Annotated in this window: 14 protein-coding genes and 1 pseudogene; 12 read left to right on the forward strand and 3 right to left on the reverse strand. The window is 35.3% G+C overall.

All coding sequences use genetic code 11. From position 1 onward, the window contains the following. Positions 1-101: 101 nt before the first annotated feature. The 10 genes and pseudogenes from DN410_RS22915 to DN410_RS22965 all read left to right on the forward strand — a co-directional run bounded on the left by DN410_RS22915 (position 102) and on the right by DN410_RS22965 (position 9291). Entirely contained in the window at positions 102-1562 is a 1461-nt protein-coding gene (locus tag DN410_RS22915) for an alanine/glycine:cation symporter family protein (RefSeq protein WP_149178173.1), read from the forward strand. Beyond that, positions 1525-2428: pseudogene (locus tag DN410_RS22925) on the forward strand (amino acid ABC transporter ATP-binding protein). Before DN410_RS22915 ends, DN410_RS22925 begins: the two are co-directional and overlap by 38 nt. A gap of 12 nt (positions 2429-2440) precedes the next feature. Then, complete coding sequence (gene glnH / locus DN410_RS22930; RefSeq protein WP_149178176.1) at positions 2441-3268, forward strand: glutamine ABC transporter substrate-binding protein GlnH; 828 nt, start codon at positions 2441-2443, stop codon at positions 3266-3268. 103 nt (positions 3269-3371) lie between these two features. Beyond that, the gene (locus DN410_RS22935; protein ID WP_060629532.1) at positions 3372-4028 is read left to right on the forward strand and encodes an amino acid ABC transporter permease; all 657 of its coding nucleotides are present in this window, start codon (positions 3372-3374) and stop codon (positions 4026-4028) included. Next, positions 4029-4673: an amino acid ABC transporter permease gene (locus DN410_RS22940; RefSeq protein ID WP_060629533.1), complete on the forward strand. Its 645-nt coding sequence runs from the start codon at positions 4029-4031 to the stop codon at positions 4671-4673. A 207-nt stretch (positions 4674-4880) separates the two neighbouring features. Then, a complete protein-coding gene (locus tag DN410_RS22945; RefSeq protein WP_149178177.1) occupies positions 4881-6308 on the forward strand; it encodes an amino acid permease in 1428 nt (475 codons plus the stop codon). Next, the gene (locus DN410_RS22950) at positions 6283-6660 is read left to right on the forward strand and encodes an OsmC family protein (RefSeq protein ID WP_000778831.1); all 378 of its coding nucleotides are present in this window, start codon (positions 6283-6285) and stop codon (positions 6658-6660) included. The genes DN410_RS22945 and DN410_RS22950 overlap by 26 nt, the downstream gene beginning before the upstream one ends. A 62-nt stretch (positions 6661-6722) precedes the next feature. Beyond that, positions 6723-7157, forward strand: a complete 435-nt coding sequence (locus DN410_RS22955) for an HIT family protein (RefSeq protein ID WP_255446810.1) — start codon at positions 6723-6725, stop codon at positions 7155-7157. Positions 7158-7334: 177 nt separating this feature from the next. Continuing rightward, complete coding sequence (locus DN410_RS22960) at positions 7335-7892, forward strand: RNA polymerase sigma factor (protein WP_149178179.1); 558 nt, start codon at positions 7335-7337, stop codon at positions 7890-7892. Then, positions 7858-9291 (forward strand): anti-sigma factor, encoded by a 1434-nt coding sequence (locus DN410_RS22965; protein WP_149178180.1) that lies wholly within the window; start codon positions 7858-7860, stop codon positions 9289-9291. The genes DN410_RS22960 and DN410_RS22965 overlap by 35 nt, the downstream gene beginning before the upstream one ends. Before the next feature lie 33 nt (positions 9292-9324). Here the strand turns inward: DN410_RS22965 and DN410_RS22970 are convergent, their stop codons facing one another. Continuing rightward, positions 9325-10320 (reverse strand): helix-turn-helix transcriptional regulator, encoded by a 996-nt coding sequence (locus DN410_RS22970; RefSeq protein ID WP_179958636.1) that lies wholly within the window; start codon positions 10318-10320, stop codon positions 9325-9327. 64 nt (positions 10321-10384) lie between these two features. Between DN410_RS22970 and DN410_RS22975 the strand changes: the two genes are divergently transcribed. Continuing rightward, entirely contained in the window at positions 10385-10906 is a 522-nt protein-coding gene (locus tag DN410_RS22975) for a dihydrofolate reductase family protein (RefSeq protein ID WP_149178182.1), read from the forward strand. A gap of 13 nt (positions 10907-10919) precedes the next feature. Here the strand turns inward: DN410_RS22975 and DN410_RS22980 are convergent, their stop codons facing one another. Beyond that, a complete protein-coding gene (locus tag DN410_RS22980; RefSeq protein WP_149178183.1) occupies positions 10920-12311 on the reverse strand; it encodes a sensor histidine kinase in 1392 nt (463 codons plus the stop codon). 11 nt (positions 12312-12322) lie between these two features. Then, positions 12323-13000, reverse strand: a complete 678-nt coding sequence (locus DN410_RS22985; RefSeq protein ID WP_149178184.1) for a response regulator transcription factor — start codon at positions 12998-13000, stop codon at positions 12323-12325. 175 nt (positions 13001-13175) lie between these two features. On the opposite strand from DN410_RS22985, the gene DN410_RS22990 reads away from it, so the two are divergent. Continuing rightward, positions 13176-14426 carry a cell wall-binding repeat-containing protein gene (locus DN410_RS22990; protein ID WP_149178185.1) on the forward strand — a complete coding sequence of 417 codons (1251 nt, stop codon included), beginning with the start codon at positions 13176-13178 and terminating at the stop codon, positions 14424-14426. Positions 14427-14538 lie beyond the last annotated feature (112 nt).

Consider the following 14538-nt stretch of genomic DNA (forward strand, 5'->3'; position numbering starts at 1 on the left):
AAATATGTTTGTTTTATTAAAATAATATTGTTATAGATTCGGTATACACTTATAATTTTATATATATTCTGAATATTCTTTATAAAGAAGGAGGGGGAATAGTGGAAGCTTTCGTAAATTGGTTAAATAATATTGTTTGGAGTCCCGCACTTGTTTATTTATGTTTAGGAGTAGGTTTATATTTTTCCATTCGAACGAAGTTTTTACAAGTAAGGCACGTAGGAGAAATGGTGAAGCTTACATTTCAGGGAGAAAAATCAGAGGCTGGTGTTTCTTCATTCCAAGCGTTAGCACTTTCTTTATCAGGACGCGTTGGGACAGGAAATATAGCTGGGGTAGCAACAGCGGTTGCATTCGGTGGGCCAGGAGCTGTATTTTGGATGTGGGCAGTAGCCTTTTTAGGAGCAGGTTCTGCTTATGTAGAATCGACACTAGCACAAATATATAAGACGAAACATCAAGGGCAGTTCCGAGGTGGTCCGGCTTATTACATCGAAAAAGGTTTAGGGGTTAAATGGTATGCTTTAGTATTCGTTGCAGCAACAATTCTTGCAACAGGGCTTTTACTGCCAGGTGTGCAAGCAAATAGTATTGCGGTAAGTTTAGAAACAGCTTTTGGGATTAACACTACCGTATCAGGGGCTTTATTAGTTGTTGTATTAGCTCTTATCATCTTCGGTGGAGTAAAGCGAATCGTTAACGTAGCTCAAGTTGTCGTACCGTTTATGGCAATAGGTTATATTTTAGTAGCTTGCGTCATTGTTGCTATGAATATTGAAAAATTGCCAGAAGCATTTATGTTAATTATTAAAAGTGCATTTGCATTAGAAGCAGCTTTTGGTGGTATTATCGGTTTGGCAATTTCTTGGGGAGTAAAGCGTGGCATTTATTCCAATGAAGCAGGACAAGGAACTGGACCACACGCAGCAGCAGCTGCAGAAGTATCACATCCAGCTAAACAAGGTTTAGTGCAAGCATTTTCCGTTTACATTGATACATTATTTGTTTGTTCAGCAACAGCATTTATGATGATTATTACAGGCATGTATAACGTATTTGATGCAAGCGGAAAAAACTTTATCGTTAATAAACTAAACGGTGCGCAGCCAGGACCTGGATATACACAGGCAGCGGTGGAATCTGTATTCCCTGGTTTTGGAAACGGTTTCGTCGCAATCTCGCTATTATTCTTCGCATTTACAACGATAATGGCGTATTACTACATTGCAGAAACGAATATCGCGTACTTAAATCGTGATAAGGATCGTCCTTGGCTGTCCCTGATACTAAAGTTTGTATTTTTAGGAGCAGTATTCTATGGCTGTATAAAAACAGCAGCAACAGCTTGGGCTTTAGGCGATATCGGTGTAGGTATTATGGCTTGGGTTAATATTATCGCGATTTTATTATTACAAAAGCCAGCATTAGTTGCATTAAAGGATTATGAAAAACAGAAAAAAGAAGGTAAAGATCCAGTATTCGATCCGGGCCCATTAGGAATTAAAAACGCTGATTTTTGGGAGCATGAATACGGAAAAGATAAGAAGGAAGAAGTATCTTAATAGAATAGAAATGAAGGAGCAAAGGGAAATCCCTTTGCTTTTTTTATGGGCGAAAATGAAGCGAGAAGTTATTTTTGGGACTATTTTTGAATATAAAAAGAATGTACATGCTTTGTTGAGGGGAAGGGGGGAGTATGTTGATAGAGTTTCGTAACGTAAATAAATATTACGGTAACTTTCAAGTTTTGAAAAATATTAATGTGCAAGTAAAAAAAGGTGAAGTGGTAGTAGTTGTTGGTCCTTCAGGATCAGGGAAAAGCACATTACTTCGGTGTATAAATCAATTGGAGACCATTACAGATGGAGAATTAATTGTACAAAATACAGAAGTGCACAATAAAAAAACAGATATGAATGAATTACGCCGAAATATTGGGATGGTTTTTCAGCATTTTTATTTATACCCGCATAAAACAGTTCTTCAAAATATTACACTAGCACCGATTAAAGTAAATAAAATTTCAAAAGAAGAAGCAGAGAAAACAGCGATGTTTTATTTAGAGAAAGTAGGAATCCCGGAGAAGGCAGGTGTATATCCACATCAATTATCAGGAGGTCAACAGCAAAGGGTAGCGATTGCTAGGGGACTTACGATGCAGCCAGAAATTATGCTATTTGATGAGCCTACGTCTGCTCTTGATCCAGAGATGATTGGAGAAGTGCTTGATGTTATGAAAACGTTAGCTAAAGAAGGGATGACGATGGTCGTCGTCACGCATGAGATGGGATTTGCGCGAGAAGTAGCAGATAGGATTTTATTTATGGATGATGGCAAGATTATTGAGGATACAACACCGGCGCAATTTTTTGCGAGTCCTGAACAAGAAAGAGCACGTTTATTTTTAAGTCGAGTGTTAAATCATTAAAGGAGGAATTTTATGCTTAAAATGAAAAAGTTGTTCACCTTAATTGTATTTTCATGTTTATTCGTACTTGTCGTTGCTGGGTGCGGAAGTAAAAAAGATGAGGCGAAAGAAACGAATACGAAGCAAGGCGGGGCCATAGAGCAAATTAAGAAGCGAGGGAAACTAGTAGTTGGGGTGAAGAATGATACGAACTTATTTGGATTGAAAAACCCTTCAACAGGGCAGGTAGAAGGATTTGATGTTGATGTTGCAAAGGCGCTTGCGAAAAAAATTCTCGGAGATGAAAAGAAACTAGAATTAAAAGAAGTAACGTCTAAAACGCGTATTCCACTACTGAAAAACGGTGACATTGATGCAATTATCGCAACAATGACAATTACGGAAGAACGTAAAAAAGAGGTAGATTTTTCAGATGTATATTTTAAAGCAGGGCAATCGTTACTCGTGAAAAAAGGGAGCGATATTAAAAGTATTGATGATGTGAAAAAGGGCGTAAAAGTGTTAGCAGTAAAAGGTTCAACATCTACAAATAACATTCGTCAAAAGTCACCGGAAGCGACTGTATTAGAATTTGAAAATTACAGTGAGGCATTTACGGCGTTAAAAGCAGGAAAAGGTGATGTTTTAACGACAGATAATGCAATTCTTTACGGCATGGCAAAACAAGATTCAAATTATGAAGTTGTAGGGAAAATTTTTACGGATGAGCCATACGGAATTGCTGTGCAAAAAGGTGCAGATGATTTGACGAAAGAGATTAATAGCTTGCTAAAAGATATGAAGGCGAACGGAGAGTATGACAAACTGTATGAGAAATGGATTGGACAAAAGCAAGAGTAGTAAAGTGAAACTTTAATTAGTGGGGCTTTATTCCCAGTGAATAGTAAGAGTGAGGGGATGAGGGATGCTCATCCTCTTCTTGCAAAGAAAGAGGGGAGAGTATGTGCCTGATTTTTCTATATTAACGAATAACATTGATATGTATTTAGAGGGCTTTAAATATACAGTGATGTCTAGTGTAATTGCATTAATAGGCAGTTTTATTTTAGGGGTAGTATTGGCGGTAATGCGTATTGCACCGATTCGCATTTTAAATTGGTTAGGAGCTGCTATTGTAGAATTTGTAAGAAATATTCCGCTCGTATTAATTGCATTTATATTCTATTTCGCTTTACCTGTAGTAGGAATTACTTTAAATGGTTTTGTAGCAGGAACAGTTACGCTTACCGTATATACTGCAGCGTTTATTGCTGAAGTCATTCGCGCTGGTATTTTATCCGTTGCGAAAGGTCAAATGGAAGCAGCACGTTCTTCAGGGTTGACTTATACGCAAGCGATGTACCATGTCGTTTTACCTCAAGCGATGAAAATCGTAATCCCTCCTTTAGGAAATCAATTTCTCAATTTAGTAAAAAACTCTTCCATACTCGGAATTATCGCTGGTACGGATTTAATGTATCAAGGAGACTTAATTTCAACGAAGACACTTGTTACGTTCGATGTCTATATATTTGTCGGGATGTTTTATTTAATATTAACAATTCCGCTCAGTATGCTAGTGCGTTATTTAGAAAAACGCTTAGCAAAGGAGGCGGTGTAAATGGATTTTAAGGGAGCAATTACAGGAGATCATATCCTCTTTTTATTAAAAGGATTACTTATAACGTTAGAGGTAGCGCTCGTAGCGATTATACTTAGTTTTATTATTGGTAGCGTAATAGGAATATTGCGCTACATGAAAATCCCTGTCGTCTCACAAATATTAGGAATTGTCGTTGAAGTGATTCGAAACTTACCACTACTTTTAATTATATTTTTCACGTATTTTGCACTTCCAGAAGCAGGCTTGAAATTAGAAATTATAACAGCTACAATTGTTGCTTTAACAATATTTGAATCAGCAATGATATCTGAAATTGTTCGAAGTGGCCTATTATCTATTGAAAAAGGACAGATTGAGGCCGCAAGATCTTCAGGATTAACGTATGTTCAAGCACTTTGGCATATTATTTTACCACAAGCATTAAGAAGAATGGTTCCGCCACTTGTCAGTCAGTTTATTTCATTGCTGAAAGATACATCGCTAGCAGTCGTTATATCACTACCAGAGCTTATGCATAATGCTCAAATTATTAGCGGACAAAATGTAAATTATATGATTCCGACGTTTATAGTAGTAGCTTGTGTGTATTTTATCGTAAATTATAGTTTATCAATTTTATCGAGAAGGTTAGAACTTCGTTGACCCTTACAATATATGTAAGGGTTTTTTCCTTGTTTCTCCTTATTTTCCTCTAAATAGAATCTAAATCTTACAATAATTCGATTTTTTATATTATTTTATCAGAAAAGTTTTAATTTTATATAGAAATTGTAACCGCTTTCGTGTATATTTTTATTATCAGAAAATTTTAACAAGATATAGGGGTATATTTGTAGGGGGAGGATTTAGATGCAGCAACCAACGAATGAGAAATTACATCGTACGATGAAGAGTAGACATTTATTTATGATCGCACTTGGTGGTGTAATCGGAACTGGTTTTTTCTTAGGTTCAGGTTACACCATTAATCAGGCTGGACCAGGGGGGGCCATCCTTTCATATTTAGTGGGCGGATTTATTATGTATTTAACAATGCTTTGTCTTGGAGAGTTAACGGTAGCAATGCCAGTTTCAGGCTCTTTCCAAAAGTATGCAACGAAGTTTATTGGACCAGGAACGGGCTTTATGATCGGCTGGCTATATTGGCTTGGCTGGGCAGTAACAGTAGGACTAGAATTAACGTCAATCGGTTTAATGATGAAAAGATGGTTTCCGAATGTTGATGTTTGGGTATGGTGTCTCGTATTCGGCGTTATTTTATATGCTTCAAACGCAATTTCGGCGAAAAGCTATGCTGAATTAGAATTTTGGTTCTCTAGTATTAAAGTAATTACAATTCTTGCATTTGTTGTTCTTGGTGGTAGTGCATTACTAGGTTTTTTACCATACGATGGAAAAGAAGCAGCACCTCTTTTCTCTAACTTTGTAAGTGATGGTGGGTTATTCCCGAATGGACTAGCTGCCGTATTACTTACAATGATTACAGTTAACTTCTCGTTCCAAGGAACAGAGTTAATCGGGATTGCAGCGGGAGAAAGTGAAAATCCAGAAAAAACAATTCCACGTGCGATCCGTAATACAGTATGGCGCATTATGTTATTCTTCATTTTAACAATGACGATTTTAGTAGGATTAATTTCTTGGAAAGAAGCAGGGGTAATTGAAAGTCCATTTGTAGTTGTATTTGATAAAATTGGTATTCCATACGCAGCTGATATTATGAACTTCGTTATTATTACAGCGTTACTATCCGTAGCGAATTCAGGATTATATGCGGCAACTCGTATATTATGGTCACTTGCAAATGAAGGAATGGCACCAGCATCTTTCCAAAAAGTAAATAAGCGTGGTATTCCAATTACAGCACTAGTTGTAACGATTGCGGTAGCTGGCCTTTCTTTATTCACAAGTTTCCTTGCAGAAGATACAGTATACATGTACTTATTATCTATAGCTGGTTTATCAGCCGTATCAAGTTGGATCATTATTGCTTTATCGCAACTGCGCTTTAGAAGTCAGTATATAAAAGGCGGAGGAAAGTTAGAGGACTTAAAATATAGAACACCGTTATATCCAATTGTTCCTATTTTAGCTTTAATTACAAATAGTATCGTTGTTATTAGTTTAGCGTTTATTCCTGAACAAAGAATGGCGTTATACTGTGGTATTCCATTTATCATTTTCTGCTATATATATTATTATATGAGTAAGAAACGGCAGAAACCGATGAAAGTGGAGATGGAAAAAACAAATGAAACTAACAATCAAACACGATGATATAGAAGCAGATTTATCGTATGGTCAATTAGCGATTGGAAAAGAAAACGGGTATTCACCGTTACAATTACTCATTTCTTCTATCGCAGGATGTAGTGCAATTGTCTTTCGAACAATTTTAGAAAAGAAACGTATTACATATGATACGTTTACAATCGAAACTGAAATTGGTAGAAGTGAAGCATTATCAAAACCAGTTGAAAGTGTTCATTTGCACTATAAAATTAAAGCAGAAAACATTACAGAAGAGCAGTTGGACAAGGCGCTACAGCTTGCAGTGAAAAATTGCACAATTGTTCAATCTGTAAAAGATAGTATAAAGGTTACGGAAACAATTGAATTGATAAAGTGAAAGATAAAAACGTGAGAATACGGCTCTCACGTTTTTATGTTTTTAACAGAGGGGGAAGTATTATGAAATGTTTAGGTTGTAAATTAGCAAACGAAGAAGAAATGATATATAAAGTATATGAAGATGACTATGTAACTTGTTTTTTAGATCATGAACCTTTCTATCCAGGACATACTTTAATTGTGCCAAAGCGACATGTTTTAGAGGTAGATGAATTAGATGATGTTGTAGCAAAATCGATTATGGAAGCTTCTAAGCTGATTGCAAAAGCGATTAAGGCATTATATAAACCTGACGGAATTACGATTTGTCAAAATGGTGGAATCTTTAATGAACTTACGCACTATCATATGCATGTTGTACCGAGATATAAAGAGCGCTCATTTGCCGAGTTTTATACGGTACAGCTAGGAGAAAAGAAGAGTTATAACTTTGAAGAGACAAAGAATTTGTTAAAAGAAGCGATAGAGAAAATACTGCATATGGAAAAGGTGTAAAAGAATTTTTTAGAGATACAGTCAGGAAAATTCTAATATTAAAAAGCCCAATTTCTCAGTTAAAATAGAGAAATTGGGCTTTTATTTATTCTATTATTAAATTTTATCTATAAAAAGATTTTGCAGTGTCACAAAGTATAGCGCTCATTCGTTATATAGAGTGAGAGGAGGAATTATATGAAAGTTACAAACAACGATTATGAAAAGATGGAAGAGCTATATGAGTTGTATGAACAAAAGATTTATTATGTAGCGTATTCTATTTTAAATAATATTCAGCAGGCCGAAGATGCGGTTCAAGAGACGTTTATTACTCTTTATAAGAACTTGGAAAAGCTTCATAGCTTGGCTACTCAAGAGCTTAAACGTTACATTTTGAGGGTCGCGAAAAACAAGGCGATTGATAGCTACCGGAAAAATAAACGACATGAAACATTTTTAGAAGAATATGAAAGAGAATCAAAAGAAGCAGTAGATGAAAATATCGAAGAGTGGGAAAAACGTAAAATGTCTGAGGTTCAAATTGATACATTGCTAAAAGAGTTAAATGAATCTAATAGACAGGTATTTAAGTACAAAGTCTTCTATAACTTAACGTATCAAGAAATTTCAAGTGTCATGGGAATAACGGAGGCTAATGTCCGTAAGCAGTTTGAGCGTGCTCGAAAACGAGTTCAAAATATGATAGGAGGTATACAACATGACGAATTCAAAGAACTCCAAAGAAATGTATGACCTTGCTGAAAAAATTGCTTTAGATGATTTTGATAAACTCGAAGAACAACATGAATTTTCACATACATATACGCGTAAAAAGAAATTGTTTATGGAAGAAATGAAGCTGAAGGGCGAGCAACCACAGAAAAAGCGTAAAAGACATCGTATGTTAATCGCTGCTGCCTGTTTATTAATTGGTATGCCGACAACTGTTTTTGGTGCAGTGAAAGTCTATAATATGATTGTTCAAAAACAAAATTACGAAGTAAACGTTTCCTTAACAAATAAGGATTCGAAAAAGAGTGATCAGTGGTATAAGTTGAAGATTGGTAAATTGCCAGAAAATATGGAAGCAATTGATGACAGTGCTATGAAATATTCATTTAAAGATAACTATGCAAATGGAGGCTTTTCATTCGTTCTTTGGAGAGTAGGGAGAAATTCAGATTTTCCAACTCTGTACTCGAAAAGTTATGAAGAAAAAGAGATAAATGGTAAGAAGGCAGTAATTGTCCATAGAGAAACTGGTAACAAAGATTTAATGATGGACAGGGTAGTTTTTCTATTCTTTGAGGAAGAAGGGATCATGTTACAAAGTTATATTGGAAGCGATATAAACGAAGAACAAATGGTGGATGTGTTAGGGAATATTTCACTTGAGCCTACGTCAAAAGAAAAGGCATCACATATAACAGATTATGATAAAAAGTATTTTAGCGAAGAAAGTAAGCCTAAAAAAACTAAGGTGATTCCTTTGAAAAAAGATAGTAAACGACTATTTCATATAGGACAAAAGGTTCCAGTAACGATTATCATGGATAACAGCAAAATTGAATATGTGATAGAAAAAGTTGAAGTTTTTGATTCAATCAAAGATTTTAAACAAGAAAACTTTAATGAACTTGGTTTAGGAATATTAAGCAGGAATCAGGCTTTGGATCAAGCTGGACAATTGATACCATATAGACGGGATGAATATAAAGTTGGAAATGGTAAAGATTCAATTGATCAATTAGTAGAGTCAAAATTAATTCATCCTAAATTTGTTTACTTGACAACAACAGTGAAAAATATAGGTAAACAGGCGACAGAAGAAATCTATATGCATCCATCCATACAAGTGCTTAAAAGTAAGGGTAATGTATGGAATTACGCTGAAAGAGATGGAATTGCTGAAAAAAATATTATGACGGGCGAAGTTGATTATTTAGAACCTCACGGAGACGGGAAAAGCTTTTACAATATTGGTAGTATCCGACCTGGCCAAACGGTAAAGGTTAACTTAGGTTATTTTGTAGATGAGGATAAGCTAGATTCAATCTTCCTTGATGCTTTCCGTTACAGTGGGTTTAGTGGCACTGAGAATATGAATGAGAAAAATCGTTGGTGGTTCGATATTCGTCAACAGTCAAAATAATAGAAACAAATCGACGAAAAAAGCTGCTTATATTTAGTAGCTTTTTTCGTCTTCATACATATGTAAAATTTCTTTCGCACGTATACGTAAACAATCTATCAATTCTTTCGGTTCTAACACTTTTGCATCTTTTCCAAGCCTATAAAATAAAGGCGTAATAAAATTAATTTCACCTTTATCAATTGTTGAATGTATATATCCTGTCCCGTCTTCGTTTACTACAACGAATTCTTCAAGGTAAGGAACGCTTTTACATTGGCGTACACCTTCTGTTGATAGTAAAACATGTAACTGAGTAGGATTGTGTACTACGTTAGAGTTAGAGGCAAACCACTCTTCTAAATTCATGAATGTATTCTTATTTTCTTCCGTTGATAATATAGAAAGAATACGATCAATGCGATACAGTAATACTTTTTTTCTACTGAAGTCATAGGATGGTAAGTACCATAAACCGTCGTGAGCATATACACCAATAGGATGAACATGTTTTGTTTTTATCCCCGATTTAGATTCGTATTGAAAGTGTAAATTTTTATTTTCAATAGCGGCAGTTAACACTTCGTTTAAAAGTGGTGTATCAATTGTTCTCTTTGGATTCCAAAAGGCGATATAAGAACGTATTTTATCAACTTTCGCTTTCGCCTCATTCTGTAGAGAGCTATATAGTTTATGAGTAACAGAATTGATTTCTGTATTAAAAGGCAAGTCTCTGTAGTAGCTTAAAGATTGAAAGGCAAAAAAGATGGAGACTGCTTCTTCTTCGGTAAATAAAATAGGCGGAATTACTCTATTCGTTAATACTTTATATCCTCCGTTGCGACCTTGTTCTGCGTAAATGGGCAACCCCATATCACTTAAATCTAAAATGTATCTATGGACAGTACGAACGGAGATATTAAATTCATCAGCTATTTCTTGAGCTGTAAATGTCTTTTTGGCAGAAGCAAATATAAGAATATCTAATAAGCGTTTAGCTTTTGACAAATGTATCACCTTTTTTCTTTTTAACATGACATAAATTGTCATGTTTTATTGTTAGTATATTGTTTACATCATATGTTATCAAGATGAGATGCAAGGAGGAAAAGAGATGTCACGTGAACTCGTTTTATTTATTGCAGCTAGTTTGGATGGATATATTGCGAAAGAAAATGATGATTTACAGTGGTTAATGGAAACGGAAGGAGAGGGAGATAACGGTTATACAGAAATGTATGAAACGATTGATACAATAATTATGGGAAAAAGAACGTACGATTATGTAGTAGAGCATATGGACACATTCCCGTATGTAGATAAAAAATGTTATGTTTTCTCTAACTCAGAAAAAGGTTCAAACGAACATGTGGAGTTTGTAAATGAAGATGTAGTGGAGTTTACGAAAAAATTGAAAGGACAGGAAGGATCTAAAATATGGATGGTCGGTGGAGGGAGTCTACTAAAAGAATTCTTTAAGAATAATCTAATTGATGAATATGTTGTTACGATTACACCACATATATTAGGTTCTGGAGTGCCGTTATTTCAAGACAAGAATCCGGAAATTAATTTAACTTTAACGGATACGAAACGTTTTGGGCAATTTGTAAATTTATATTATAAAGTAAAATGATAAAGAAACACGACTACTGATGGTAGTCGTGTTTCTTTACAGATGGTAACGAAATGATAAAGCAAGATCCGTGATCAACTTCGCTCGATACTGTAATATTCCCGCCGTGTAGCTCTACAATTTCCTTCACGATAGAGAGTCCTAAACCGGTGCCACCTGTAGCTCGTGATCTAGCTTTATCAACACGATAAAAACGGTCGAAAATGTGAGGGAGGTCTTCAGGAGGAATACCTTCGCCTTCATCTTCAATTGTAATGGAAATACGTTTGGTTTCTTCGGTAACAGAAATGTTGATATGAGAATGTTCTTTTGAATGTCTATAAGCGTTACTTAAAATGTTCACTATAACTTGTTCGAATCGCTGTTCATCTAAGTTTACTAGCAGGGAAGAAGGACAAGTAAGAGAAACTTTAACGTGTCTTTCCTTATACATAGCGTTTACTTTTTCAGTTATACGAGTAAGAAAAGAGTGTAACTGAACTTCTGTTACTACAATAGAAAAGCTATGCTTTTCCATCTGTGCAAGTAAAAATAAATCTTGAACTAAGTTTGTAATATAATCAGACTCATCTTTTATAATAGATAAATATCGTAAACGTTGTTCAGGAGGAGTGCTTTTTTTTAATGCAATGTCAGCGTAACCTCTTACGTATGTTAAAGGTGTTCGTAATTCATGGGCAACACTTGCTAGAAATTCACTTCGCTCTGTTTTCATATAATGTAAATCATTAGCAAGCGTTTGAATAGAGGATGCTAGTTCACCAATTTCATCATTTCGAGTGGTCGTTAATGAAACAGATAAATCACCTTTACTCATTTTTTCAGTGGCATGTTTCATGTGTAACAATGGTTTTGTTAATAAGCGGGATAATAGAAAAATGGTGATGGCTGTTAATAGAAAAGTAATGACTCCAGCAATAATGAATTGTCTTGTTAGCCCGTTAACCATTTCCTCGATTGATTCCGTTCCGAGAAACATATATACATAGCCTTCCGTTTTTTCTGCCACTATAATGGGGCTAACTGTACATATATAATTAGATGTTTTCCAATGATTTTCTATAATTGCTCCGCCATGATCTGTCCGTGTTTGCATCTTTTCAATATGCTTTTTTATAGTAGTATTTATTTCATTCGATTTAGCTAGTACATCCTTATTTGCATTTGTAATAACAACAGTGGTTTCGGCTTCGGATTCCATTAGTGCAACATGGGTGATTGTTTGCTTATCAAAATATTTTTCAAGGACATCTCTGTGACTATTTCCGCGTTTTAATAAAGCTGTCATTTCTTCATTTACTCTATTGTTGACAAGACTATAATAAAGCGAGACAAATAGAACACTTTCGATTAAAAGTGTAACAATCAAAAAATAAAATCCGAGCTGAATAGAAATTCGCTTCATTGCTTTGCTCCTTAATCTAGAGTATCAACCCATCGATATCCGACTCCGTAAACAGTTTTTAAATGGTGATCAATAGGGAAATTTACTTTTCGTAATTTATCACGCAAATTACGAATATGTGAATCGACAGTTCTATCTTCTGTATTTGTATTGAATCCCCAAATGCGTTCAATGAGCTGATCACGGCTTAATACGTAGTTCACATGGCGTAAAAATAATCCGAGCAAAGAAAATTCGATTGGAGTGAGAAGAAGTTCTTCATCATGGACAGATACAAAATGTTTTGCCTCATCCCATAAAATGCCGTGATATTCGATTTGCGCATCTTGATTCGTACGCCGTAAAACAGCTTCAATTCTTGCGAAAAGCTCCTCTTCATGGAAAGGTTTTGTTATGTAATCATCTGCCCCGAGTTTTAATCCTTGGACGACATCTACTGTTTGATCACGGGCAGTTACCATAATAATAGGAACGTTACTAAAGGAACGAATTCTTTTACAAGTTTCCCATCCGTCCATTTTTGGCATCATAATATCGAGTAAAATAAATTTAAAGTTTTGGTTTTCTATATGTGAAATAGCTTCTTCACCAGATACTGCACATACGCAGTTATATCCAATTGGAGTAAGATACAGTGTTAATAACTCAAGCATTCTCGGTTCATCGTCTACGAGCAGTATATCAATCATAGAGAGCCCTCCATAGTTATAATCGTTACTCAAAGTTTAATGCAAAATCATGAAGAAATGGTGCAGATTATGATGCATCTGCATAATTTCTTCAAAATTGCTTGTTATTGTAAAGTTGAAATTCCATTTTAGATAATGATATTGGCTCGAAAACGATTCATACGGAGGCGGTATAGTGAAAAAGATGATCCGAATTTTTGGGATAACAATAATTACAGCAGTTGGTCTTGCGGCATGTGGACAAACGAATAATATTGATCATACAAAACATGAACCTAAAAAAGAGGAAGAAACAGAGCAAAAGGAAATGAAAATGAATCAGGAAGTAACTGCGCCGAAAGAACTGAACAAAGGGGCATCAAATGATTTATTAACGACAAGTTTAAAAAATGTGACGAGGTTAAACACAAATGATCCATTGCAAATGGCAGTATTAACTTCACAAACGATATGGCCAGCAACTCATAAGGAGAATCAGCCAGGAGCTGTTATTTTAGTGCCAGTGAGCGAGTGGCAATTAGGGATTGCAAGTGCGGATCTTATTCATCATCCGAATAACGGGCCGATTTTATTTATAGAAAAAGAAAAGGTACCTGAAATGACGTTAAAAGAAATAAAACGACTAAATCCGCTCGGAACGAAAGATGGAACACAAATTATGGTTATGGGGGATGTAGGCGTTAGCACGCTTGAACAATTAAAAGATTATAAAGTAAAACAAATAAAAGAAACAGATTCAGCTACATTTGCAAAAGATGTTGATAAAGAGTATGCCGATATAACAGGAAGTTATCCAAATAGCGTTATTATCGGTTCGTCCGAAGAAGAAGGACGTTTATACACAATACCAGCTGCAAACTGGATTTCTCATATGCCAGAACCACTTTTATATGTAGAAAAAAATAAAGTACCAGATTCTACGATAGAGGCATTAAAGATGAGAAAAGATAAAGCAAATATATATGTATTAGGGCCAGAAAAAATCATTTCAAAAGAAGTGGAAAAAGAGTTAAGTAAATACGGAAAAGTAACGCGTATTAGTGGGGAGACTCCAACAGAAAATTCTATTGCATTTGCGAAATTTAAAGATGAAAAAACGAAATTTGGCTGGGGATTCACAAAACCAGGTCATGGTGTGTCGTTTGTTTCAAACAAAACACCAGAATTAGCGATTGCGGGAGCACCGTTTTCACATATGGGTAAACATGCCCCTGTTATCTTATTAGAGGAAGGGAAAGTTTCACAACCAGTTTATGATTTTCTTGCTACTATTCAACCGAAGTTTAAAGATGACCCAACACTTGGACCGTATAACCACAGCTTCTTATTAGGAAGTACAAGTGATATTTCATTTGAAACACAAGGTATATTGGATGAGAGGTTAGAGATTGTGCAAGAAAGTGGCCAAGGGCACGGTGGACACTAGTAAAAGGAGTAAAGGCGCTACTAAGGTAGGGTCTTTTTCTTTAGGAAACTTTTACATAGCAAAAATATCTCTACTCGTTATATAATAGCTCTCGTGCAATCGGCTAGATTTT

The sequence above is a fragment of the Bacillus sp. SH5-2 genome, assembly GCF_008368905.1.
GTDB lineage: Bacteria > Bacillota > Bacilli > Bacillales > Bacillaceae_G > Bacillus_A > Bacillus_A luti.